This is a genomic window from Pseudomonas sp. X4 (assembly GCF_040784925.1).
GTDB classification, from domain to species: domain Bacteria; phylum Pseudomonadota; class Gammaproteobacteria; order Pseudomonadales; family Pseudomonadaceae; genus Aquipseudomonas; species Aquipseudomonas putida_Z.
Window position 1 is genome coordinate 5,814,302 of the sequence record NZ_CP160798.1, and the last position, 24,388, is coordinate 5,838,689.

Here is a 24,388-nt window from a genome sequence, read left to right on the forward strand (position 1 = left end):
CAACCAGACCAAAGCGTGACCACGGCTCATTCGATCCAGTACTTGGCACGGGCCACCTCCAGGAACGCCAGGATGTCCTCGTCGAGCCCCGGCACACCGGGGAAGCGCTGTGCCAGGCGGTCGATGACAGCCGCCACGCTGCGCTGGCCGTCCAGCAACTCGAGCACCCAGCCGGCACTGGCATTGAGCTCGATGATGCCCTCGGGGTACAGCAGCACATGACACGCCTGGCGCGGCTCCCAGCGCAGGCGAAAGCCCTTGCGCAAGGCCAGGGCTTGTTCACGATCGATCAGGTTCACAACAGGCTTGCTCAATGAAGACCCGGCCATCGCGGTGATGGCCGGACAGGCATCAACGATTGGCGAAGTACATCGTCACTTCGAAGCCGATGCGCAGGTCGGTAAAGGCGGGTTTAGTCCACATGGGGCATTCCTCTTCTTGGTGCCGGGCGATTCCGGTAGAGGCATTAATGCACGAGGGGCGGCGGGGCCGAATGCTACTTTGGGACAGGTTTGCGGGGTGCGTTGGTAGGAAGGCAGCGACAAGCCGAGGAGTAATGTGTTGCTGCGCTGGCCTCATCGCCGGCAAGCCAGCTCCCACAGGTACTGCATGGGCCTTGAACCTTGTGCAGTACCTGTGGGAGCTGGCTTGCCGGCGATGGGCTGCAAAGCAGCCCCCGAGGCCCTCCCAGGTTTTAGAAGAAGCCCAACGGGTTGATGTCGTAGCTCACCAGCAGGTTCTTGGTCTGCTGGTAGTGATCGAGCATCATCTTGTGCGTCTCGCGGCCCACCCCGGACTTCTTGTAGCCACCGAACGCGGCATGCGCCGGGTACAGGTGGTAGCAGTTGGTCCACACACGCCCGGCCTTGATCCCACGGCCCATGCGATAGGCACGGTTGATGTCACGGGTCCACAGCCCCGCGCCCAGGCCAAACTCGCTGTCGTTGGCGATCGCCAGGGCTTCGGCTTCGTCCTTGAAGGTGGTCACGCCCACCACCGGGCCGAAGATCTCCTCCTGGAACACGCGCATCTTGTTGTTGCCCTTGAGCAAGGTCGGCTGGATGTAGTACCCGCTGGCCAGGTCGCCGTCGAGCCGCTCGGCAGCGCCACCGGTGAGCAACTGCGCGCCCTCCTCCCGGGCAACCTGCAGGTAGGAAAGGATCTTGTCGTATTGCTGCTCCGAGGCCTGGGCACCGACCATGGTCGCGGTGTCCAGCGGGTTGCCACGGGTAATCCTGGCGATCTTCTTCATCACCTCGGCCATGAACGGCTCGTAGATCGACTCCTGGATCAGCGCCCGCGACGGGCAGGTACACACTTCGCCCTGGTTGAAGAACGCCAGCACCAGGCCTTCGGCTGCCTTTTCGATGAACGCGGGCTCGGCCTGCATGATGTCTTCGAAGAAGATGTTCGGCGACTTGCCGCCCAGTTCGACGGTGGACGGGATGATGTTCTCGGCCGCGCACTTCATGATGTGCGAGCCCACCGGGGTGGAACCGGTGAAGGCGATCTTGGCGATGCGCTTGCTGGTGGCCAGGGCTTCGCCGGCTTCACGGCCAAAGCCCTGGACGATGTTCAGCACGCCTGCCGGCAGCAGGTCGGCGATCAGCTCGGCGAAAATGGTGATCGACAGTGGCGTCTGCTCCGCCGGCTTGAGCACCACGCAGTTGCCGGCGGCCAGGGCCGGGGCGAGCTTCCAGGCGGCCATCAGCAGCGGGAAGTTCCACGGGATGATTTGCCCGACCACACCCAGCGGCTCGTGGATATGGTAGGCCACGGTGCCTTCGTTGATCTCGGCGGCGCCGCCTTCCTGGGCGCGGATGCAGCCGGCGAAATAGCGGAAGTGGTCCGCCGCCAGCGGCACGTCGGCGTTGAGGGTTTCGCGCACTGCCTTGCCGTTGTCCCAGCTTTCGGTAACGGCCAGTACTTCGAGGTTCTGTTCGATGCGGTCGGCAATCTTCAGCAGCACCAGGGCGCGGTCCTGCACCGAGGTCTTGCCCCAGGCCTCGGCAGCGGCATGCGCGGCGTCCAGGGCCTGCTCGATGTCCTGGGCGCCGGAGCGCGGGAACTCGGCAATCGGCTGGCCGTTGACCGGCGAGCTGTTGGTGAAGTACTGGCCGCCCAGTGGCGGCACGAATTCACCGTTGATGAAGTTGCCGTAGCGTGGCTTGAAGGACACGATGGCGCCTGGGGTTCCGGGTTGTGCGTAGATCATGCTGAGCCTCTGCGGGGGTCGATGCCTGTCCGGCGACAGGCGATGGACCGATGGTAAAAAGCCCCGCCTGCCGGGCGAATGCATCGTTGGCAGCGGGGCTCTCGTCATTTGGTAGTAGGGCCGCTTGCCGCAGGGTCGGCTGCAGCAAGCGGCGGGTTATCGGCTTAGCGACTGGCGCTTGCCGTTTGCAGCTGCTTGGGCAGCTTGAAGGTCCAGAGCATGCCGCCCTGGTTGAAGTCCTTGACCCGCTTGGCCACTTCGCCGCCCCACAGCGGCACCGCGCCGCCCCAGCCGGAAACCACCGAAACGTACTGTTCGCCGTCCATTTCCCAGGTCACTGGCGAGCCGAGCACGCCGGAGCCGGTCTGGAACTCCCAGACCTTGTCGCCGGTCTTGGCGTTGAACGCCTGCAGGAAGCCTTCCGGCGTGCCGGTGAACACCAGGTTGCCCTTGGTGGTCAGCACCCCGCCCCACAGGGGCGCGAAGTTCTTGTGGCGCCATACTTCCTTGCCGCTGACCGGGTCGATGGCGCGCAGCACGCCGATGTAGTCTTCGTTGAGCGGCTTGATGGTGAAGCCGGCGCCAAGGAACGCCGCGCCCTTCTTGTAGGCGATGCCTTCGTTCCAGATGTCCATGCCCCACTCGTTGGACGGCACGTAGAACAGCCCGGTGTCCTTGTTGTAGGCCATCGGCATCCAGTTCTTGGCACCGAGGAACGCCGGCGCCACGAACACCGAGCTACCCTTGGCCTCGCTACCCGGCGCCCCCGGCCGGCTGGCCTCGTTGTAGATCGGCCGGCCGTCCTTGTCCAGGCCGGTGGCCCAGGTGATCTTGTCGACGAAGGGGAAGCCGCGGATGAATTTGCCGTTGGTGCGGTCCAGCACGTAGAAGAAGCCGTTGCGGTCAGCGGTGGCGGCGGCCTTGACCTCCTTGCCGCCGTCCTTGTAGTTGAACGAGATCAGCTCGTTGACGCCGTCGAAGTCCCAACCGTCGTGCGGCGTGCTCTGGAAGTGCCACTTGATGGTGCCATCGTCGGGGTTCAGGGCCAGGCGCGACGAGGAATACAGGTTGTCACCCGGGCGCAGGTGCGAGTTCCACGGCGCCGGGTTGCCGGTGCCGAACAGGATCAGGTTGGTTTCCGGGTCGTAGTAGCCGCCCAGCCAAGGCGCCGCACCGCCGGTCTTCCACAGGTCGCCGGGCCAGGTCTTGCCCGCCTCGCCGCCGGAAATGCCGTTTTCGATCGCCTTGCCGTCCTTGTACACGTAGCCCATGTGCCCTTCCACGGTCGGGCGCATCCACAGCAGCTCGCCGTTTTCCGGGTTGTAGGCCTGGATCTTGCCCACCACGCCAAACTCGCCGCCGGCAACGCCGGTGATCAGCTTGCCGTTGACGATCATCGGCGCGGCGCTGATGGAGTAGCCTTCCTTGTGGTCGGCCACCTTCTTGCTCCATACCACCTTGCCAGTGTCCTTGTTCAGCGCCACCAGCTTGGCATCGAGGGTGCCGAAGAACACCAGGTTGCCGTACAGCGCCACGCCGCGGTTGATCACGTCGCAGCACGGGCGGATGTCATCGGGCAGGCGCGCATCGTATTGCCACAGCTTCTTGCCGGTACGGGCGTCCACGGCGAACACCCGCGAGTAGGAGCCGGTCAGGTACATCACCCCGTCCTTGACCAGCGGCTGGGCCTGCTGGCCGCGCTGCTTCTCACCACCGAAGGAAAACGCCCAGACCGGCCGCAGGTCCTTGACGTTGTCGGTATTGAGCAGGTTCAGCGGGCTGTAGCGCTGGCCCTGGACGCCCAGGCCATTGGTCACGATCTGCTGCGGGTTCTTCGGGTCCTGGAGAATTTCTTCATTGCTGACAGCGGCGTGGGCTGCACCGGCAAGCAGCATGGCGCTGAGCACCAGGCTCAAGGCGAACACGGGACGACGTGTGGATCGGGTCATGACGGCTACCTTTGGTTTTTTTGTTGTATCCGGGAAAACTTCCCGGTGTGTCGGGAATTCTTGGTCCCGACCTGCTTGCCAACAATTGCCCGCAGTGCTGAGTTTTCTAGTTCCTTGGTAGCAGTGAACTTGCGCGGTCCCACAGGGGGCCGCGTTACACCCTCAGATTGGGGGCTTGGCGTCGACACGCCGCAGCTGCTGGCGTTCGTAACGGGGGTACAAGTGGCTGACACTGCGAATCAGCTCGTAACGGGTCAGGCTGATAGCAGCAAACCGTTCGGGTATGGGGCTGCGGATCATCTCGGCCATGTCATCGCCACGCGCCGCGCCGTCGCGCATCAGCCCGTCCAGCCAGCCCAGGTAATCACGCATCTGGGCAAACGGCCGGGCATCGCTGGCGAGCGGGCCATGACCAGGCACCAGCTGCTTCCAGGGCAGCGCTTGCAAGGTGTCCAGGTCCTTCAGCCACACCTCCAGCCCCGGGCTGTTGGGCGTGGTCAATGCGCGCTCGTAGAACACCAGGTCGCCGGCGAACAGCACACCGGTGCTTTCATCCAGAATCGCCAGGTCGGCACCGGTGTGCCCGCCCAGCGCCAGCAGCCGCAGGCGGTGCCCACCCACCTCGTGAATACCTGGCTCCAGCACGCGGGTCGGCAGCACCACCTCGGTACCGCGCATCCAGTCGCCAACCAGGCGGTACATGTTCTCGGCCATGGCCTCCCCCTGCTGGCGCAACAGCTCGCCGGTACCGGCCAGGGCGCCGATGGGCACATCGGCAAAGGCCTGGTTGCCCAGCACATGGTCGGGGTGATGATGGGTCAGCAGCACTTCGACTACCGGCTTGTCGGTGGTGGCGGCAATGGCCTGGCGCAAGGCTTCGCCGTAGCGTTTCGACGGCCCGCTGTCGATCACCACCACCCCGCTGTCGGTGACGATGAACGCGGTGTTGACGATATTACCGCCGTTATCCTTGGCGAAATTGTCGGTGCTGCCCTCCAGCAGCCAGGTGCCTTCGGCGATCTGCCGGGGCTTGAGCCGATAGTCCAGGTCTGCCCAGGCCGGCAGGCCCAGGCACAGTAGCAACAGCAGAATGCAACGCATGACGGGCGCCTCTGGTCAGGGATGGAGTCGGCAACGCGTTCAGGGCACTGCCGCCTCGAACTGGTTGCCGCTGTTGTCCTGCAACAACAGCCGGGTCGGCCCGGAGCCCTGGATGTCGAAGCCCAGGTTGGGGTTTTCGCTGACCGCCGGGTACAGTTCCAGGCTGGCCAGGCGCTGGCCGTCCGCGCCTTGCAACTCGGCATGGTTGAGGAAGAATTCGGGAATGCCGCTGACCAGGCCGTTGTCCATGGGGTGAGCCACCTGCAGGCGCAAGCGGCTGCTGTCGCCGCGCGGGTAGCGTCCGCCCAGGACTTCGCCAAGGTGTTCCTCCCAGCCGGGCTGAGTGCGTACCACGCTGGGCGCGGTACAACCGCCGCCGGCAGCATCGATCAGGGTCGAGCCGACATGCCACAGGCCGTCGCGGGTCAGCACCGCGGCACGCAGCGGTGTGGCCTGTTCGACGCGGATGCGGATCGACAACCAGGGCAGCACGCGCTCGCCAGGCTGGAAGTCGACAATGCGCGGCAGCGGGTTGAGTTCGGCCCAGGCGATGATCCGCACCACCTGGCCGCTGAACGCCCGAGCGTCGATCTCCAACGGCACCTGGCGTGCGTCCTCGGCAAAGGGTGGCGCCAGCAGCTTGACCCGATCATCGAACACGAATGCGGCCTGGCCCAGCAGCTGCTTGTGGTAGAAGTCCCACATCACCGACGGCACCGGGTCCTTTTGGCTACCTGGCTCGCTGGCCAGGGCTTGTGCGGCCCAGGGCACCCAGCAGGCCAGCAGGAAAGTCGCTCGCCAGTTCATCGCCCACTCCTTTTGATCAACGCAAACCTGGCTGACAGTGCACGGTCCTTGTGGGAGCGGGTTCACCCGCGAACACCGGCGAAGCCGGTGCCATATACCGCGTCGCATTCTTCGCGGGTGAACCCGCTCCCACAGGGGGATGTGTTGCTTTTACAAACTCACAAGCCTGCGAAGCTTGTTACTGATACATTTCCGGCACCTGGTAACGCAGGCCGTAACTGGCATAAATCGCCTTCATCCGCCCATCACGAATCAACGCCTCAAGCGCTTCCTCCAGTGCATAGGCCAGCTGCCGGTTGCTTTCATGCACCGCCATGCCGATCTCCCAGGCCTGCTTGCCAAGGTTCGGGTAGGCGTTTTCCGCCAGGGCCAGTTGCGGGTCGGCGGCCTGGTGCAGTTGCCAGTCAACCTCGCCGCGCATCGCCATCACCGCGTCCACCTGGCCGGCCTGCATGGCACCGAAGGCCTGCTGCACATTGGGGTAATGATGGGTCCTGGCGCTGAGCATGCCGTTGAACACGGAAGTCAGGTAGAACGACGGCACGCTATCCACCTCGACCCCGATCGGGTGTTGCTGGAACACCGCGACACTGGCCACCGAGGCCAGGCGGCGACGATCGTAGGCGACCTGCCAGCGCTCCTCCTGATAGGGGCCGAACATCACCACCTGGGCGTTTTCCAGCTCGCCCACCTCGTTGCGCCGCTGCGCGTAGGCATGGTCGTACGGCACCCGCATCATCAGGTCGGCCAGCTGCTGGTGGCGCAGCGGGCTGCCACGCCAGATGTAGTCGCGCAGATCGTCGTCGAGCTTCTCCCCAGGTGGCGCCCAGATCAGCTGCAAGCGCACCCCCAACGCCGTGGCCAGGGCCTGCGCCAGTTCCACGTCGACACCGCGCGGCTGGCCGTTGTCCTCGAAGCTGTAGGGCGCAAAGTCCTTGTACACCGCCACCTTCAGTTCGCCAGCGGCGATGATCGCGTCGTAGCTGCGCACCTGCGCCTGCGCCGCCGCGCAACACAGCAGCAGGCCGCTCAACAGCACCGCCAACAGACGCATGGCCGTCACTCCTCGACGTGCACGCTGTCCAGGTAGGTGCGCACCGCCCACAGGGCCTCCTGGCTCAGGTAGTCGGCCATTTTCGGCATGTACACCCGGCCGTCGCGGACCGCACCATGGCGTACACGCTCGACGAACCATTCATCCCCCGCTTCGCCGGCATCGAGCATGCGCAAATCCGGGGCGATGCCCCCGGACTTGGCCTCCAGGCCATGGCAAGCGGCGCAGTTCTGGTTGTAGGCCGAGGCACCGATTTCCACGGCCTTGTCGTGCTCGGGAGAGCTGCGGTACGGGTTGACCGCCGCCCAGCCATCGCCGTCCAGGGTTACGCCAGCGTCCTTGATCGGGGTCAGGCCCTGGGTTTCCACGGCCTGGGGCACCACATTGCCATGTGCCCAGGCAGTGCCGGTCAGCACTGCACTGGCAAGCAGCCCGGCAGCCAGCAAGACGTTGCGTTTTGTTGTCATTTTTATGCCCTCACGATTGCACGCAAGGCCTCAACCACAGAGGCCGTGTCGCCATCTTAGAAACAGCCCGCAAGCGGCCGAATGCTGCTTTGGTGGCCGCGCCTTACTCCCTTGGTAGTAGGGCTTGTGGCGAAGGGCCAAATGAGGTGCCCTCCGGGAACTATTCCCGGCAAGGGCGGGACATTTTCCGTATCCGGCGACGCCCGCCCCGTCCCACCCTGTGCAGGCCAAAACCTCCACTGGGAACTGCAACCATGACAACAAGAACGCTACCCGCCCTTTCCCCTCTGGCCCTGAGCGTGCGGGCCTTGCTGCTGGCCGGTAGCCTGGCCCTGAGCAACGCGGCCACAGCCGCCACCGCCCCAGCTGCACCTGCCGGCAAGAACGTGACCTGGGAAGACATCGCCAACGACCACCTGACCACCCAGGACGTGCTGCAGTACGGCATGGGCACCAACGCCCAGCGCTGGAGCCCGCTGGCCCAAGTCAATGACCGGAACGTGTTCAAGCTGACCCCGGCCTGGTCCTATTCCTTCGGCGACGAAAAGCAGCGCGGCCAGGAATCCCAGGCCATCGTCAGTGACGGTGTGGTCTACGTCACCGGCTCCTATTCGCGGGTGTTCGCCCTCGATGCGAAAACCGGCAAGCGCCTGTGGACCTACAACCACCGCCTGCCGGACAACATTCGCCCCTGCTGCGATGTGGTCAACCGCGGCGCGGCGATCTACGGCGACAAGATCTACTTCGGCACCCTCGACGCGCGGGTCATCGCCCTCGACAAGCGCACCGGCAAAGTGGTGTGGAACAAGAAGTTCGGCGACCACGCCGCCGGCTACACCATGACCGGTGCCCCGGTGCTGATCAAGGACAAGACCAGCGGCAAGGTACTGCTGATCCACGGCAGCTCCGGCGATGAATTCGGCGTGGTCGGCCAACTGTTCGCCCGCGACCCGGACACCGGTGAAGAGGTGTGGATGCGGCCCTTCGTCGAGGGCCACATGGGCCGCCTGAACGGCAAGGACAGCACGCCGACCGGTGACGTCAAGGCGCCGTCCTGGCCGGACGACCCCACTACCGAAACCGGCAAGGTCGAAGCCTGGAGCCACGGCGGCGGCGCGCCTTGGCAAAGCGCCAGCTTCGACCCCGAGACCAACACCATCATTGTCGGCGCCGGCAACCCTGGCCCCTGGAACACCTGGGCGCGCACCTCGAAAGGCGGCAACCCGCATGACTTCGACAGCCTGTATACCTCAGGGCAGGTCGGCGTCGACCCGAGCACCGGTGAAGTGAAGTGGTTCTACCAGCACACGCCCAACGATGCCTGGGATTTCTCCGGCAACAACGAGCTGGTGCTGTTCGACTACAAGGGCAAGGACGGCAAGCTGGTCAAGGCCACCGGCCACGCCGACCGCAACGGCTTCTTCTACGTGGTGGACCGCAGCAACGGCAAACTGCAGAACGCTTTCCCCTTCGTCGACAACATCACCTGGGCCAGCCACATCGACCTCAAGACCGGGCGCCCGGTGGAAAACCCTGGGCAGCGCCCGGCCAAACCGCTGCCGGGAGAAACCAAGGGCAAGCCGGTGGAGGTCTCGCCACCCTTCCTTGGCGGCAAGAACTGGAACCCCATGGCCTACAGCCAGGACACCGGCCTGTTCTACATCCCCGGCAACCAGTGGAAGGAGGAGTACTGGACCGAGGAAGTGAACTACAAGAAGGGATCGGCCTACCTGGGCATGGGCTTCCGCATCAAGCGCATGTACGACGACCACGTCGGCACCCTGCGCGCCATGGACCCGACCACCGGCAAGCTGGTTTGGGAGCACAAGGAGCACCTGCCGCTGTGGGCCGGCGTGCTGGCGACCAAGGGCAACCTGGTGTTCACCGGCACCGGCGACGGCTTCTTCAAGGCCTTCGACGCCAAGACGGGCAAGGAACTGTGGAAGTTCCAGACCGGCAGCGGCATCGTCTCGCCGCCGATCACCTGGGAACAGGACGGCGAGCAGTACATCGGCGTGACCGTGGGCTACGGCGGCGCGGTGCCGCTATGGGGCGGCGACATGGCCGAACTGACCAAGCCGGTTGCCCAGGGTGGTTCGTTCTGGGTGTTCAAGATCCCCAGCTGGGACAACAAGACTGCACAGCGTTGACTGCCTGAGTTGACGCATCACTGGGGCTGCGATGCAGCCCATCGCCGGCAAGCCAGCTCCCACAGGTACAGCGCAGGTCTCAAGGGTTGCGCAGTTTTCTGTGGGAGCTGGCTTGCCGGCGATGGGCCGCAAAGCGGCCCCAGGGTGCATACCCGACTTCACATTGAGAGCCTTTCGCCATGAACTACCTGCCACTTGCCTTGCTGATCGTGCTGGCCCCTGCCATGGCCGAGAATGCCGACGACGTTGGCAACAATACCCCCCTGACCATCAACGGCTGCGTGATTGCCGAAGCCAGCCAGTGCCCGGGGGCCGACCTGCGGGGCGCCAACCTGGCCAACCAGGACCTGCGCAAGATGAACCTGGCCGGCGCCGACCTGCGCGATGCCGACCTGCGCCATGCCCGGCTGGACCTGGCCAACCTGGAAAAGGCCAGCCTGCAAGGCGCCAACCTGACCCGCGCCAGCCTGCAGCAGAGCAACCTGCGCCTGGCCGACCTGAGCCAAAGCCGGCTCGTGGCTATCCAAGGCTGGGGCCTGTATGCCCAGGGTGCGCAATTTGCCAAGGCCGACCTCAGCGCGGCCTACCTGCAGTTCGCCAGGTTGTCAGGGGCGAAGATGCAGCAGGCCAACCTGCGGGCGGCGGACCTGGAAATGGCCTGGCTGAGCAAGGCTGACCTGCAAGGGGCCGACCTCGGCGATGCCAACCTGCAGGAGGCCAAGTTTGGCCAGAGCAACCTGGCCCGCGCCGACTTGCGCGGGGCGCGGCAGCATTACGGGAATTTTCAGGAGGCCAACATGGAGGGGTGCGAGGGGTGCCCCGACACCTGGGACAATTGAGCAAAGCGTGCTTGGGCACATTGTTCCCCTGTGGGAGCGGGTTCACCCGCGAACACCGGCGAAGCCGGTGCCATATACCGAGTCGCCTCATTCGCGGGTGAACCCGCTCCCACAGAGTCACTGCTAAATCCATTAGTCATATGTTGGCCTTCAAAGAAACCTCACCCCGCCACCCGCACCACCCCCAGATCAATCCCCAGATGCACCAGCTCGGCATGGGAACTGACCTGCAACTTGCTCTTGAGCAAGGTCAGGTGGTTGGACACGGTCTTGGCGCTGATGCACAGCTGCTCGGCAATCCCCCGCACCGGTGTGCCCTTGGCCAGCATCATGAAAATCTCCAGCTCACGCTGGGTCATGCGCTGCAAGCGCGGGTCGCTGGCATTCTGCTGTGAGGTGCAGGCCAGCTGGGTGGCCAGGGGCTGTTCGATATAGGCATGCCCGGCCAACACCCGCTGCACCGCCTCGATCAGCACTTCGGGCGCCGAGTTCTTGGTCAGGTAGCCCGAGGCACCGGCATCCAGCGCCTGGCGCACCAGCGGCAGTTCGTCATGCATGCTGAAGAACAGCACCCGCAATTGCGGCAGGCGCTGGCGCAGACGCCGGGTGGTTTCCAGGCCGCTGATGCCAGGCAGGCCGAAGTCCATGATCACCAGGTTGGGCACCTGCTCCTGAACCCGGGCCAGCGCCTCTTCGCCACTGGCAGCCTCACGCACCTGTACTGTCGGCAGCACTGCCCGCAACAGGCTGGCATAGCCCTGGCGGACCACGGCGTGGTCATCGACCAACACGATATTCATCACACCTCCATGGGAATGTTCAGGTCCAGCGCCCAGCCGGCCCCCGGGCGGCTGAGGATGCGCAGTTCACCGCCCAGGCTGCGGGCGCGCTCGGCCATCGAGTGCAGGCCTACCCCGGGGCGCTGGGGCTGGCTGGCACCGCAACCGTTGTCGCGAACCAGCAGGCGCAAGCCCTTGGCGCTGCGTTGCAGGCGCACCCGCACCTGGCTGGCGCCGGCGTGCCGGGCGACGTTGGTCAATGCCTCCTGCAGCAAGCGATACAGATGCGTCCTGCTCGGCCCGGGCAGCGCCGGCAGCTGCTCGCCGACCCGCAGGCGGCAATCGATACCCTGGCTGGCCTGCCATTGGCTCACCAGCAGGCCAAAGGCTTCGGCCAGCGGCATGTGCTGCAGCGCCAGCGGGTACAGGTCGTGTACCAGGGCGCGGAAACCTTGCTGCAGGCGTTCGCAATCGAGCTCCAGGGTACGTGTCGTCTGCGCCACCACGGCCGGCTGGTCGGCAACCATGCGCAGCAGGCAGAGCTGGGCCCGAATACCCGCCAGGTATTGCCCGAGGTCGTCGTGCAGCGTCTGCGCCAGCTGGGTGCGCTCCTGCTCCTGCACCGCCAGCAGGGCCTGGGTGAGTTGGGTATTGTCGGCCCGGGCCTGCTGCAGAGACGCGGTCATGCGGTTGAAATGCTCGGCCAGCTGGCGCGCCTCCGGCAGGCCGGCCTCGCGCAGGCGTGCGGTCAATTGCCCACCCGAGACCTGGCGCAAGGCCTGCAGCAGCTCGTCCAGCAGGCCCATGCCCCGCCGCACCGCCCAGCGGATGGTCAACAAGCTCAGCAACAACGCCAGGCCGCACAGGACCAACAACTGCTGCAGCGAGTCGCGGACTTCGTCGATTTCATCCCGCGCATCCACGGCGATCATTACCCGGCGGCCGTCACCCAGCTCCAGCAGCCGGCTGCTGTCATGGCGCTGGCCAAGCAGCTGGCGGCCCAGCCAGCCATCCAGGCCGGCCTCCTGTGGCAGCTGCGCAGGTTCATCCGCCGCCAGCCAGTGCACCCGCACATGGCGCAGGCTTTGCGTCAGCCGTGGTTGCAGGCTCTGCGGGGCGCGTTCGGCGGTGTCCCCGAGGTACGCCACCACGGCTTGCGCCGATTGCAACTCCCGCTCCACATCAGCCACCGCCTGGCGCAACAGCACCCCGGCACAGGCCAGCGTCACCAGCGCGAAGCAACAGGTGACCCAGAGGTTGATTCGCCACAGGGCCGACAGGTTGACAAGGCGCATGGGCAATTCTCCTCCAGGGGCTGCGGCTCATCGTAAAACCCGGGCCCGTGTGGTGAATTACTACCTTGGTACCGGCCGAGCGCTACTTTCTGCATATTTCCCCCTCCCGGCGGGCTTCCTATGCTGGCGCCATCTGCCGTGGAGTTGCCTTATGCGCCAGCCTGCCCACCTTGCCCTGACCTGCCTGCTGGCCCTGGCCGCGAGCCCGGCGCCCGCTGCGCAGGCCCAGGCCGCGGAACCGTTGCAGGTGCGCATCGGCTACCTCGGCTATCGCCCCGATCCCGGCCCGCTGCTGTCCAACATCCTTCCCGAGCCCACCGATGCCGGGCTGCAGGGCGCCGAACTGGCGATTGTCGACAGCAACAGCAGCGGGCGTTTTCTCAAGCAGGAATTCCACCTGGCCAATGCCAGCGTCGACAGCCCCGAAGCCCTGCTGCAAGCCGCCAAGGCCCAGCACAACCAGGGCCTGCGGCTGTTCGTGGTGAATGCCCCCGCCGCCAGCCTGCGCGCGCTGTCTGCCGCCCTGCCCGACAGCCTGCTGTTCAACGCCGGCAGCCCGGACGACAGCCTGCGCAGCAGCCAGTGCCTGGGCAATGTGCTGCACAGCCTGCCCAGCCGCGCCATGCTGGCCGATGCCCTGGCGCAATTCCTGGTACTGCGCAAATGGCAGCGAGCGCTGTTGATCGTCGGCCAGACCGACGACGACCGCGCCTACGCGGCGGCCCTGCGCCGGTCCATGAAGCGCTTTGGCATGCAGCTGGTCGCGGAGAAGGCCTGGACATTCGACAACGACCAGCGCCGCAGCGCCCAGGCCGACATGCCGCTGTTCACCCAAACCGCCGAGTACGACGTGGTGCTGGTGGCCGACGAACGCGGCGACTTCGGCGAATACCTGCCCTACCAGACCTGGTACCCGCGCCCGGTGGCCGGCACCCAGGGCCTGACCCCCACCGGCTGGCACAAGACCGTGGAAACCTTCGGCGCGGCGCAGTTGCAAAAGCGCTTCGAAGCCCAGGCCGGGCGCTGGATGAACGACCGCGACTTCGCCGCCTGGATGGCCGTGCGCAGCGTCGCCAGCGCAGTGAGCAAACTGCGCCAGGCCGACCCCCGCGCCCTGCAGCAACTGCTGCTCAGCGAGCAGTTGCCGCTGGACGGTTTCAAGGGCCGCAAGCTCAGCTACCGCCCGTGGAACGGTGAGCTGCGCCAGCCAATCCCGCTGGTGCAGCCGCGGGCCCTGGTCAGCACCTCGCCGCAGGAGGGCTTCCTGCACCCGTTCAACGAAATGGACAGCCTGGGCTACGACAAGCCCGAAGTGACCTGCGGCTACCCCTGACCCGATAACCACAACAAAAAGGATTTCGCCATGCGTCGCTCCCCGTTTCACCGGGCACTGCTTTACCCCAGCCTGCTGTCGGGCGCCCTGGCGCTTGCCGGCGGGCATGCCGTGGCCGCCACCGCCTGGGTGTCGAACGAGAAGGACAACAGCCTCAGCCTGATCGACATGCAGACCCTGCAAGTCACCGAGACCCTGCCGGTGGGCCAGCGCCCGCGCGGCCTGCTGCTGTCCCACGACAACACGCTGCTGTACATCTGCGCCAGCGATTCGGACCGGGTGCAGGTGATGGACGTGGCCACCCGCAAGATCATCAAGGAACTGCCCTCCGGCAAGGACCCCGAGCAGTTCGCCCTGCACCCCAACGACCGCTGGTTGTACGTGTCCAACGAGGACGACGCGCTGGTGACGGTGATCGACACCCAGACCGACAAGGTGCTCGGGCAGATCGACGTCGGCATCGAGCCCGAAGGCATGGCGGTGAGCCCGGATGGCAAGTGGGCGGTCAACACCAGCGAAACCACCAACATGCTGCACTGGATCGATACCAGCACCCAGACCCTGGCGGACAGCACCCCGGTGGACCAGCGGCCGCGCTTCGTCGAGTTCAGCCAGGACGGCTCGCGGCTGTGGGCCTCGGCAGAAATCGGCGGCACGGTGACCATCCTCGACGTGGCCAGCCGCCAGGTGCTGAAAACCCTGAATTTCCAGATCAAGGGCGTGCACCCGGACAAGGTCCAGCCGGTAGGCATCAAGCTCAGCGCCGATGGCAAGTACGCGTTCGTCGCCCTGGGCCCGGCCAACCATGTGGCGGTGGTCGATGCCAAGACCTACGAAGTACTCGACTACCTGCTGGTGGGCCGGCGGGTCTGGCAACTGGCGTTCACCCCGGACCAGAGCCAGTTGCTGGCCACCAACGGGGTCAGCGGCGACGTTTCGGTGATCGATGCAAAAAACCTCAAGGTGCTCAAGTCGGTGAAGGTCGGCCGCTACCCCTGGGGCGTGGTGGTGACGCCATGAATACCCTCGAAGTCAGTGACGTGAGCTTTGCCTACGGCCAGCGCGAGGCGCTCAGGCAGGTCGGCTTCAGCCTGGCGCCCGGGCGCTTCGCCGCCTTGCTGGGCCCCAACGGCGCCGGCAAGTCGACCTTGATCGCCCTGCTCACCCGGTTGTACGACCTGCAGCATGGCGACATCCGCGTGTGCGGCTGCTCGCTGCGCAACGCCACACGCCCGGCCTTGCGCCAGCTGGGCGTGGTGTTCCAGCAAAGCACCCTCGACCTTGACCTGAGCGTGGAACAGAACCTGCGCTACCACGCCTCGCTGCATGGCCTGTCGCGGCGCCAGGGTAATATTCGGGTCGATGCCGAACTGGCCCGCCAGGGCCTCGATGAACGGCGGCGTGAGCCGGTCCGGGCACTGAACATCGGCCACCGACGCCGAGTGGAGATTGCCCGCGCGCTGCTGCATGAACCACGTTTGCTGTTGCTCGACGAGGCCAGCGTCGGCCTTGACCCGGCCAGCCGCCTGGCGCTCAACCAGCACCTGCGGCTGCTGTGCCGCGAGCAGCGCCTCAGTGTGCTGTGGACCACCCATCTGCTGGACGAAGTGCAGCCCAGCGATGACCTGCTGATCCTGCATCAAGGGCGCCTGGTGGCCAGCGGCACGGCCGACGCCCTGAGCCTGGAGCACGGCGGTGACCTCGACCATGCCTTTGCCCGCCTGACCAGCACCCCCACAGGAGCCAATGCCCGATGAACGCTTACTGGCAGTGCTTCAACGGCATTCTCCTGCGCGAATGCCTGCGTTTCGTCCTGCAGCGCACCCGTTTTCTCAGCGCCCTGGTGCGCCCGCTGCTGTGGCTGCTGGTGTTCGCCGCCGGCTTTCGCGCGGCCCTGGGCATTGCGATCATCGAGCCCTACGACACCTACATCCCCTACGAGGTGTACATCATCCCGGGCCTTGCCTGCATGATCCTGCTGTTCAACGGCATGCAGGGCTCGCTGTCGATGGTCTATGACCGGGAGATGGGCAGCATGCGCGTGTTGCTGACCAGCCCATTGCCGCGGCCCTTCCTGCTCGGCAGCAAGCTGCTGGCAACCTCGTTGATCTCCCTGCTGCAGGTGTACGCCTTCCTTGCCATCGCCTGGTTGTATGGCGTGCAGCCACCGGCTGCAGGCCTGTTGCTGGCGCTGCCGGCGCTGTTGCTGGTGGCGCTGATGCTCAGCGCTCTTGGGCTGTTGCTGTCGAATGCGATTCGCCAGCTGGAGAACTTTGCCGGGGTGATGAACTTCGTGATATTCCCGCTGTTCTTCCTGTCCTCGGCGCTGTACCCGTTGTGGAAGATGCGCGAGGCCAGCCAGTGGCTGTACTGGCTGTGTGCAGTGAACCCGTTCACCCATGCCGTGGAGCTGGTGCGCTTTGCCTTGTATGAGCGCTTCAACCCGCTGGCGCTGGCGGTATGCCTGGGGCTGACCGTGCTGTTCACCCTGCTGGCGATCCTTACCTTCAACCCCCAGCATGCGGCGCTGCGCAAGCCGCGCTGATTGGCAGCTGTCTCCCTCCGGCCCCTTCGCCGAACCCGCTGAAGGAACACGGTCCGTGTGGGAGCGGGTTTACCCGCGAAGAAGACAACGCGGTGCATGGCACCGGCTTCGCCGGTGTTCGCGGGTAAACCCGCTCCCACAGGGATCGCGCATGCATTCAGATATTGGGCAGGATCAGGCCAGAGGCGCCCGGCTTTCTACTACTTTGGTACTGCCTTTGCTGTCTGATCGTCGCATTCACAATGCACCGCCACTGGCATGTAATGGGCCTATAACAAAAAGGACAAACCCCATGCCACGTGCCCTGCCCCGGCTGCCACGCCCATTGCTGGCGGCGCTTTCCCTGAGCCTGACGCTGGGCATCGCCCAGGCCGACACCACGCCGCTATTCTCCACCGACGGCTATCGCACCACCCTCTACCGCAGCCCGACCCCACAACAGGTCGAGGGCGGCCAGGTCATCGACACCGCCACCCTGCAAGGCCTGCTGGGGCACACACCAAGGCCGGTGCTGATCGACGTCTACCGCCGCCAATGGCTACAAGGCCGCTTCATCGAAGATGAACCCCACGCCAACATCCCCGGCAGCCGCTGGCTGGCCAACACCGGCGACGGCGAGCTGAGCCCGGCGTGGCACGATTACTTCGTGCGCAACCTGCAACAAGCCACCGCCGGGCGCACGGAGCAACCGCTGGTCTTTTACTGCCGCTCCGATTGCTGGTTAAGCTGGAACGCGGTAAAACGCGCGAAAGCCCTGGGCTATAAGAATCTGTATTGGTACCGCGACGGCCTGGACGCCTGGCAGCAGGCCAACCTGCCGCTGCAGCCGGCGCAGCCAGAACCCTTCCCCTGAATTCATCGCCTGCGAACGCGTGCCCGCTCCATCCAATAAAAACGAGGTGAAAAGGCCATGTACAAAATTCTGATTGCCGACGATCACCCCCTGTTTCGCGAAGCCATCCACAACGTTATCAGCGATGGCTTCCAGGGCAGCGAAGTCATGGAAACTGCCGACCTGGACAGCGCCCTGGCGCTGACCCACGAGCACGACGACCTCGACCTGATCCTGCTCGACCTGAACATGCCCGGCATGCATGGCCTCAATGGCCTGATCACCCTGCGCAACGAGGCACCGACCACGCCGGTGGTGATCGTCTCGGCCGAGCAGGAAAAGCAGATCGTGCTGCAGGCCATCACTTATGGTGCGGTGGGCTTCATCACCAAGTCCTCGCCCCGCTCACAGATGATCGAGGCGATCGAGCAGATCCTCAATGGCAACGTCTACCTGCCGCCCGACATCATCCGTGCCCAGAAAAGCAGCACCAGCCGGCGCCTTAACGATGCCCCGAGCTTCCCGCCGGAGATGCTCCAGGCCCTGACCCGCAAGCAGCTGCTGGTGCTCGAGCGCATGACCAAGGGCGAGTCGAACAAGCAGATCGCCTACACCCTGGATATCGCCGAGACCACGGTCAAGGCCCATGTTTCGGCGATCCTGCGCAAACTCAACGTGCACAACCGGGTGCAAGCCATCCTCAGTGCCGGTGATATCGATTTCGGTGATTACCTGCGGCGTTGATACCGCTATCTGGGGCTGCTGCGCAGCCCCAATACCGCTGACTGTCTGGCATCACGGCTAGGCCTGGCTGCCCAGCAAATGGCTCATCGCCGCCTTCAGCTTCATCGGCCGCACCGGCTTGTGCATCAGGGTGTGGCCCAGCACGCGGATCTGTTGCTTGAGCTCGTTGCTGTAGTTGGCGGTGATCATCATCGCCGGCAAGGGCTGGGCGCGGCGGGCATTGATCCGCGCCACGGCGTCGACGCCATTGCAGTCGTTGTCCAGGTGGTAGTCGGCGATCAGCAGGTCGGCCTCGGCATGGTAGTTGTCCACCTGGCGCGCCAGGTCCTCCTCCGACAGCGCGGTGACCACCCGGCAACCCCACCCCTCCAGCAGGGTGCGCATGCCAGCGCAAATCGCCGCATCGTTATCCAGTACCCACACCCGCGCCCCGCGCAGGCGTTCGAGCATCGGCTCGCTGATTGCCTGGCTCGGCTGGGCCTTGGGCGCGGTGGTGCTCAGCGGCACTTCGACAGCGAACACTGAGCCTTTGCCAAGCCATGAGCGCACCCGAATCCGGTGGCCAAGAATGCCGGCGATCTTTTCCACGATCGCCAGGCCCAGGCCCAAGCCACGGTCCTGGTCCGGGCGCTGCACATCGCCGCGCCTGAACTCCTGGAACATTTCTTCCAGGTGCTCTTCGGCGATACCGATCCCACTGTCCCATACCTCGATCCGCAAGCCGCCACGCTGGCGCCGGCAGCCCAGCACCACGCGGCCGCTGCGGGTGTAGCGGATGGCATTGCTGAGCAGGTTGCGCAGGATCCGCGCCAGCAGCTGAATGTCACTGCGCACCACGGCGGAGCAGCCCACGAAATGCAGCTCAAGCCCTTCGCTGCGCGCCACCTGGGCGTATTCGGCAGCGAGGTTGTCCATCAGTTCGCGCAGGGCGAACGGGGCGACATCGGCCTTGATCACGCCGGCATCGAGCTTGGAAATATCCACCAGTGTACCTAGCAGGTTCTCCACATCCTCCAGCGAGTTGCTGACATTACGCACCAGGTGAGCACTGTTGTGCGGCTCGCGGTGTTCGAGCAAGGCACTGGTGAACAGCCGCGCCGCGTTCAGTGGCTGCAGCAGGTCATGGCTGACGGCGGCAAGGAACTTGGTTTTCGACAGGTTGGCCTGCTCGGCCTCGCGCTTGGCCTCGCGCAGGCGCGATTCCACCCGGCTGCGCTCCTCGATTTCGCGCAGCAGCTGTTCGTTCAGGCTGGTCAGTTCGGCAGTGCGCTCGCGTACCCGTTGCTCCAGGTGCTGATACGCCTGGTGCAGCGCCTGTGCGGTATTGCGCCGCTCGGTGATGTCGCGGATCAACACGAAGATGCCCACCACTTCGCCATTGGCCAGGCGGTTCGGCACGTAGGAGCGCAGCATGTAGCGTTCCTGGCCGTTGATGTTGGTTTCGGCAAACTCGAAGGTTACGCTCTCCCCTGCCAGCGCCCGCGCCACGTAGGCCTCCAGGCGCTGGTAATGCTGCTCGCTGTGGGCCTCGCGCAGGCTCTGGCCCAGCATCACACCGCGAGGCCAGCAGTACCATTCTTCATAGACCTTGTTGGTGAACTCGTAGACCAGGTCGGCATTCAGGTAGGCGATCAGCGCCGGCACATGGTCGGTGATCAGGCGAATCTGGTGCTGGTGTGCCGTCTCGGCCCGCTGCCGGGCCTCGCTGAGCAGGTGGTTGAGGGCCTTGAGCTCGGCCATGGCCTGGTTCAGCGCTTCGGTGCGTTCGCGCACCTGCTCGGCCAGCACCACCGAATGCTGGAACGCGGCATAAGGGTCGTTGCCACGCGTGACGCCAGACTCGATACGCTCGATCAGTGCGCCGTTGATACGCTGCAGCTTGTGGTTCTGGTGCTGCAGCCGGGCAACCTCGGCCTGCAGTTCAGCGACCGACAGGAGGCCGGTTGCGGGCAATGGCGACCCCGGTGAAGGTCTGGTTGATGTGCATGCCATTGAACTGTTCTCCGTAGGTGTTGAAGCCGATCACCCGCTGCTCGCGCAGGAACGCGCCGATCGGCTCCAGGCCGTGCCGGGCTTCGAGCTCCAGCCGCCGCAGGAAGCAATCGCAACCGATGGTCAGCAGCAGCGGGCCGAGGCGCTGCTGCAAGCCGTCGAACAACTGGTGCAGATTCGGCAACAGCGGGCCCGGGGTCATGGCGGTGAGCACGATGCCGTTCTCCACCGCGCAGTAGAAACTCAGGCTCAGGTCTGGGTGCACTTGCTGGATCGCCCGCACGTAATACTGGTCATGGATGCGCACGGCCAGCGGATGGGCGGCGAACACTTGATGATCGAGCTCGGCCACCGGCACGCCGATGTGCCGGGCGTATTCCTCGGCAGCAGGCTCGGCATTCAGTTCGAAGACCCGGCGCTGGGCACTGTCGGCACCGGTGACCACCAGCTTTTCCTGGCGCGGCAGGATGTGGTGGGTGGTGAACACTTCGAAGTCGAGCCAGGTATTGACCAGCACCACCACCGCCGCGCCGTGGTGGAACGCGCCGCCGAAATACACGTGGGTGCGGGTCAGGTAGTTGTCGTCGCCGGCCGAACCGCCGAAATGCGGGATATCGCCCAGGGCCGCACTGAGGGCAGCGAGCACCATCTCCTCGCGGCTGGACAGGCCGTCGAGCAGGGTCAGGGCAAAGCTGTGGCCCTTGATCGGCGCCAGGGTATTGCTGCGGCAGGTGCCGACCAGGCGCTCGACCATCTGCTGGGCGTCGATCAGGCTGAAGCGCTCCATTTCATCGATCAGCTCGGTGGCGATGGAAAAGTGCCGATGATCGAACCCGACTGCCGTTATGCAATTGCGGCCGTAGCCCAGTGGGGTGATTTCGCCGGCGCTGGTGCAACCGACCAGGCGGATGCCGCCAAAACCCTGCTCCAGGGCTTCGCCCAAGGCCTGCAGGTCGTATTCGGCGGAGCAGAAGAACAGCACGAAGCCCAGGTGCGGGTGCAGCAACTGCGCCGCCAGCTCCTGGGCTGCCTGCCGGGCGTCGGTTGCCTGGGACATGGCGCTGACCACACCGTCGTTGTGAGCCTGCTGCATCGTGGTCTCCGGCGCGGGGTGGCTGAGTGATGAGTGTACGAAGGCGGTCATCGACGACGAATGCTACTTGGGTAGCGGGTGGGCGGTTCCATGGGTGTAAAAAACCACCATCTGGGGCCGCCTTGCGGCCCATCGCCGGCAAGCCAGCTCCCACAGGTACTGCGCATGACTTGAAGTCGATGCGGTCGAGGTGGGAGCTGGCTTGCCGGCGATGGCTGCACAGCAGCCCCGGGAATTTACCAGGTGAGCACCGCCCCCACCGCAAAGGTATCGGTGTCTTCGTTCTGGTCACTGGTTTCATGGCCGTCGATGGAAAACTGGTTGTACTCGGCAACCAGCTTGAGGTTGTCGTTGACGTCATGGAACAGCGCCACGCCACGAGTCTCGTAATCCGCACCACTGCCCACCGCGCCGTTGCCATCGTCCTTGGTCTTGCCATAGGACAGCGCCACCCGGTTCTTGCCGACCTTGTAGGAGCCCTGCAGCAGGTAGCCATCGCTGTCGACATTGCGCAAGGTCGGCTCGCCAGCGTTGTTGGTGAAGAACGGGTTGATGCCCTTGGCCTGGAACCCCGAGCCGGTCAGCGACAGCCCCCCCATCTTCGCCTGCACACCGTAGCCGACGCCTTTGGAGGTGACCGACTGCACCGCCGGGTCGGTGTTGTCGGAGGTCTGGTAGCTGCCGTTGACCCAGCTGTAGATCTGCGCCCCACCCAGGTCGAACTGGTAGGTGATCTCGCTTTCGGTACGCGGGTTTTCCTGGTAGGCCTTGCCGGTCGGGCTGCTGTCGTTGGTGTCCACCGGGTCCATGATGCCCACCGCCACCCGCAGGCCGTCCATCACTGGGGTGCGATAGGTGATCTGCGAGGTGGGGAACGGGTACGGGTAGCCGCTACCGATGTTGCCGAACGATACCCCGCCGCCGTCCACCAGCCCCAGGGTGTCACTGACCTGGCCATAACCGGCCAGCAGTTCGTCGAGCAGGATATTGGAACGGGCGAACAGCCCGAAGTCCTTGCCGATCAGCACCTCACCCCACTCGGGGTTGGCCACGGTGCCGTAGAACTGGCGCACGTCGATGGCGGTATCGGTACCGTTGGTTTCGCTGTCGTTGATGGTCACCCAGAACGAGGCACGCGCGCCGAGCTTCAGGTCATCCACCTGCTTGCCCATGTTGAAGCCCAGGTAGTTGGGCAGAAAGCCCATCTTCACCCGTGACTGGCGGCGATCGAACTGCTCGCCCTGCCGGTCGACATCGCTGTTGACGTAGAAGGCGTTGATATAGCCGTCGGTGGAAAACGTCGTCTGGTCCTTGTCGTACAGCATGATCTCGGCCTGGGCGAGGCTGCTCAGGCAAAGGGTCGACAGGCTGACGGTAACAGCCGCCAGCAAGCGTGGGGACAGATTCTTATTGTTGTACATGGCGCGCTCCGAAACGGGGACGGGATGTCGGAGGCGATTATCAGAAGCTGGCAAACAGCCAGAAACGCTGCCTTGGAGGGGGCTGCCAGGTGCTTTGGGCCCGCGCGCGGGGCGTGATGATTCCGGCCCAGGACCGGGTTACACCCAGAGGCAAGACTTCTGGCGTAACCCAGAGGAGCAGGCGAGGATCAATACGGCAGACTGGAGCGAGCCCCGTCAAAGGTCCAGGGCACCACTGAGCAACGCGCCTAGCGTGCTTGAGGTATCAGCCCGTTGCTCGTCCAGCAGACACAACGGCAGGCCTTGCCAGGCGGGTGGCGAATCGGCCAGCCCCTCGCCAATCAAGGCCAGCGGACAAGCGATCTGCATTTGCAGCGAACGCAGGCGCCTGGCCAAGGCTGGGTCCACCGGCACCTGAACCTTGATCACCAGTGCCGCAGGCTGCATCGCCGCACATAGCATGGGGATTTCTTCCAGCGGCTGCCCGCACCCGAGCACTTCGATGCGTTGCTGCTCGCCGCTCAACAACAGCCCGGTACACAATACCTGCAGTTCGGCTTGCCCCTCGGTGCCTGCCAGCAGCACGCGCGGCGCATCGGCCTGGTTCATCTGCAGACGCAGCAGCAGGCGGGCGCGCAGGAACATGTCCAGAAACAGCCATTGGCTACGCTGGCCCGGCGCAATGCCTGAAGCCAGGCCATGCCAGACCGGCATCAGCACCTGGCGCAGCACGCTGGCCTTGGGCAGGATGGTGAACAACTGCCCGTGGATGGCTTCCAACGCTTGTGTATCGAATGCCTGGGTGGCGCGCTCCACGGCGACGCGCCAGTCGTCGAAGCCCGAGTGCTGCTGCACCGGCGCATCTGGCTGACCTGCGAGGATGTCGCCTACCTTGCTGATGGGCACGCCATTGCCGGTCCAGTGCAAGATGTCGCGTATGCGCTGGACATCCCGGGCCGTGTACAGGCGATGGCCGCCCTCGGTGCGCTGCGGGCTTATCAACCCATGGCGCCGCTCCCAGGCCCGCAAGGTCACCGGATTGATGCCGGTCAGGCTGACCACATCGCGCATGGGTAACAAATCGGCTGGGGTGGCGTCAGTCATGATGAGGGTTTATCTGGGGGGTGGCACATTCTAAACCCATATGCACCTTCTGCGGCGAGCCTCGTTGGTTCATCATGCAACAAACGGCGCCGAGGCCTTCTGCACGCAGGCCAGGCTGCGCACTTCGCATACAAATGCCTGTAGGTGGGCCCCATGATCAACGCGAAACTCCTGCAACTGATGGTCGAGCATTCCAACGATGGCATCGTCGTCGCAGAGCAAGAAGGCGACGACAGCATCCTCATCTACGTCAACCCCGCCTTCGAGCGCCTGACCGGCTATCGCGCCGAGGAAATCCTGTATCAGGACTGCCGTTTTCTGCAGGGCGAAGATCATGACCAGGCGGGCCTCGACAGCATCCGCGAGGCAATCCGTGGAGGCCTCCCATGCTGCCAGGTGCTGCGCAATTACCGCAAGGACGGGAGCCTGTTCTGGAACGAGTTGTCCATCACGCCCGTGCACAACGAAGCGGACCAGTTGACGTACTACATCGGCATCCAGCGCGACGTTACAGCGCAGGTTTTCGCCGAGGAAAAGCTACGCGAGCTGGAGGCCGAGGTAGCTGAATTGCGCCGGCAACTGGGCCAGGCGGAGCGCTGACCAAAACCTATACAAGGTCGTTGACTTGTATAGATTTACGCTTAGACTTCAGCTATACCTGTACAGCA

General features: G+C 64.8%; 23 protein-coding genes. 9 read left to right on the forward strand and 14 right to left on the reverse strand.

What is annotated here, in order from left to right; genetic code table 11:
- Nucleotides 1-26: 26 nt before the first annotated feature.
- The 8 genes from pqqD to pedF form a co-directional block, all read right to left on the reverse strand.
- Nucleotides 27-299 carry a pyrroloquinoline quinone biosynthesis peptide chaperone PqqD gene (pqqD, locus tag ABX298_RS25885; RefSeq protein ID WP_025339551.1) on the reverse strand — a complete coding sequence of 91 codons (273 nt, stop codon included), beginning with the start codon at nt 297-299 and terminating at the stop codon, nt 27-29.
- Nucleotides 300-351: 52 nt separating this feature from the next.
- Nucleotides 352-423 (reverse strand): pyrroloquinoline quinone precursor peptide PqqA, encoded by a 72-nt coding sequence (pqqA, locus tag ABX298_RS25890; protein ID WP_003253598.1) that lies wholly within the window; start codon nt 421-423, stop codon nt 352-354.
- 271 nt (nt 424-694) lie between these two features.
- On the reverse strand, nt 695-2,215 hold the full coding sequence (locus ABX298_RS25895; protein ID WP_025339552.1) for an aldehyde dehydrogenase family protein: 1,521 nt from the start codon (nt 2,213-2,215) through the stop codon (nt 695-697).
- Between the two features lie 164 nt (nt 2,216-2,379).
- Nucleotides 2,380-4,164 carry a PQQ-dependent alcohol dehydrogenase PedH gene (gene pedH / locus ABX298_RS25900; protein WP_025339553.1) on the reverse strand — a complete coding sequence of 595 codons (1,785 nt, stop codon included), beginning with the start codon at nt 4,162-4,164 and terminating at the stop codon, nt 2,380-2,382.
- Between the two features lie 162 nt (nt 4,165-4,326).
- Nucleotides 4,327-5,265 (reverse strand): quinoprotein relay system zinc metallohydrolase 1, encoded by a 939-nt coding sequence (locus tag ABX298_RS25905; RefSeq protein ID WP_013972178.1) that lies wholly within the window; start codon nt 5,263-5,265, stop codon nt 4,327-4,329.
- Nucleotides 5,266-5,304: 39 nt separating this feature from the next.
- Complete coding sequence (locus ABX298_RS25910) at nt 5,305-6,072, reverse strand: quinoprotein dehydrogenase-associated SoxYZ-like carrier (RefSeq protein ID WP_367393860.1); 768 nt, start codon at nt 6,070-6,072, stop codon at nt 5,305-5,307.
- Nucleotides 6,073-6,250: 178 nt separating this feature from the next.
- Nucleotides 6,251-7,126 carry a substrate-binding periplasmic protein gene (locus ABX298_RS25915; RefSeq protein WP_367393861.1) on the reverse strand — a complete coding sequence of 292 codons (876 nt, stop codon included), beginning with the start codon at nt 7,124-7,126 and terminating at the stop codon, nt 6,251-6,253.
- 5 nt (nt 7,127-7,131) lie between these two features.
- Nucleotides 7,132-7,593: a cytochrome c-550 PedF gene (gene pedF, locus ABX298_RS25920; protein ID WP_046613884.1), complete on the reverse strand. Its 462-nt coding sequence runs from the start codon at nt 7,591-7,593 to the stop codon at nt 7,132-7,134.
- A 254-nt stretch (nt 7,594-7,847) separates the two neighbouring features.
- Here pedF and exaA point away from each other — a divergent pair, with 254 nt between their 5' ends.
- Nucleotides 7,848-9,743, forward strand: coding sequence for a quinoprotein ethanol dehydrogenase (gene exaA, locus ABX298_RS25925; protein WP_367393862.1), 1,896 nt, complete (start codon nt 7,848-7,850; stop codon nt 9,741-9,743).
- 179 nt (nt 9,744-9,922) lie between these two features.
- Nucleotides 9,923-10,582, forward strand: a complete 660-nt coding sequence (locus ABX298_RS25930) for a pentapeptide repeat-containing protein (RefSeq protein WP_367393863.1) — start codon at nt 9,923-9,925, stop codon at nt 10,580-10,582.
- A 161-nt stretch (nt 10,583-10,743) separates the two neighbouring features.
- Here ABX298_RS25930 and ABX298_RS25935 read toward each other — a convergent pair whose 3' ends face one another.
- Together ABX298_RS25935 and ABX298_RS25940 are read right to left on the reverse strand one after the other, a co-directional pair.
- The gene (locus tag ABX298_RS25935) at nt 10,744-11,382 is read right to left on the reverse strand and encodes a response regulator transcription factor (protein WP_085663371.1); all 639 of its coding nucleotides are present in this window, start codon (nt 11,380-11,382) and stop codon (nt 10,744-10,746) included.
- Nucleotides 11,382-12,656: a histidine kinase gene (locus ABX298_RS25940; RefSeq protein WP_025339561.1), complete on the reverse strand. Its 1,275-nt coding sequence runs from the start codon at nt 12,654-12,656 to the stop codon at nt 11,382-11,384. The genes ABX298_RS25935 and ABX298_RS25940 overlap by 1 nt, the downstream gene beginning before the upstream one ends.
- A 151-nt stretch (nt 12,657-12,807) precedes the next feature.
- On the opposite strand from ABX298_RS25940, the gene ABX298_RS25945 reads away from it, so the two are divergent.
- From ABX298_RS25945 to ABX298_RS25970, 6 genes are all read left to right on the forward strand, one after another.
- Complete coding sequence (locus tag ABX298_RS25945) at nt 12,808-13,989, forward strand: ABC transporter substrate-binding protein (protein ID WP_367393864.1); 1,182 nt, start codon at nt 12,808-12,810, stop codon at nt 13,987-13,989.
- A gap of 30 nt (nt 13,990-14,019) precedes the next feature.
- On the forward strand, nt 14,020-15,009 hold the full coding sequence (locus ABX298_RS25950) for a YVTN family beta-propeller repeat protein (protein WP_085588077.1): 990 nt from the start codon (nt 14,020-14,022) through the stop codon (nt 15,007-15,009).
- The gene (locus tag ABX298_RS25955) at nt 15,006-15,746 is read left to right on the forward strand and encodes an ABC transporter ATP-binding protein (protein ID WP_085706128.1); all 741 of its coding nucleotides are present in this window, start codon (nt 15,006-15,008) and stop codon (nt 15,744-15,746) included. The genes ABX298_RS25950 and ABX298_RS25955 overlap by 4 nt, the downstream gene beginning before the upstream one ends.
- Complete coding sequence (locus ABX298_RS25960) at nt 15,743-16,534, forward strand: ABC transporter permease (protein WP_013972167.1); 792 nt, start codon at nt 15,743-15,745, stop codon at nt 16,532-16,534. Before ABX298_RS25955 ends, ABX298_RS25960 begins: the two co-directional genes overlap by 4 nt.
- Nucleotides 16,535-16,826: 292 nt before the next feature.
- Nucleotides 16,827-17,387, forward strand: coding sequence for a PQQ-dependent catabolism-associated CXXCW motif protein (locus ABX298_RS25965; RefSeq protein ID WP_286100075.1), 561 nt, complete (start codon nt 16,827-16,829; stop codon nt 17,385-17,387).
- Between the two features lie 57 nt (nt 17,388-17,444).
- Nucleotides 17,445-18,110, forward strand: coding sequence for a response regulator transcription factor (locus tag ABX298_RS25970; protein WP_013972165.1), 666 nt, complete (start codon nt 17,445-17,447; stop codon nt 18,108-18,110).
- 57 nt (nt 18,111-18,167) lie between these two features.
- Here the strand turns inward: ABX298_RS25970 and ABX298_RS25975 are convergent, their stop codons facing one another.
- From ABX298_RS25975 to ABX298_RS25990, 4 genes are all read right to left on the reverse strand, one after another.
- The gene (locus ABX298_RS25975; protein ID WP_367393865.1) at nt 18,168-20,063 is read right to left on the reverse strand and encodes a NahK/ErcS family hybrid sensor histidine kinase/response regulator; all 1,896 of its coding nucleotides are present in this window, start codon (nt 20,061-20,063) and stop codon (nt 18,168-18,170) included.
- Nucleotides 20,032-21,195 (reverse strand): nitric oxide-sensing protein NosP, encoded by a 1,164-nt coding sequence (gene nosP / locus ABX298_RS25980; RefSeq protein WP_025339567.1) that lies wholly within the window; start codon nt 21,193-21,195, stop codon nt 20,032-20,034. The genes ABX298_RS25975 and nosP overlap by 32 nt, the downstream gene beginning before the upstream one ends.
- 236 nt (nt 21,196-21,431) lie before the next feature.
- Nucleotides 21,432-22,616 (reverse strand): porin, encoded by a 1,185-nt coding sequence (locus ABX298_RS25985; protein WP_075045536.1) that lies wholly within the window; start codon nt 22,614-22,616, stop codon nt 21,432-21,434.
- Between the two features lie 216 nt (nt 22,617-22,832).
- On the reverse strand, nt 22,833-23,720 hold the full coding sequence (locus tag ABX298_RS25990) for a MerR family transcriptional regulator (RefSeq protein WP_367393866.1): 888 nt from the start codon (nt 23,718-23,720) through the stop codon (nt 22,833-22,835).
- A gap of 153 nt (nt 23,721-23,873) precedes the next feature.
- Here ABX298_RS25990 and ABX298_RS25995 point away from each other — a divergent pair, with 153 nt between their 5' ends.
- Nucleotides 23,874-24,320 carry a PAS domain S-box protein gene (locus tag ABX298_RS25995; RefSeq protein WP_046613898.1) on the forward strand — a complete coding sequence of 149 codons (447 nt, stop codon included), beginning with the start codon at nt 23,874-23,876 and terminating at the stop codon, nt 24,318-24,320.
- The last annotated feature ends 68 nt before the right edge of the window (nt 24,321-24,388 follow it).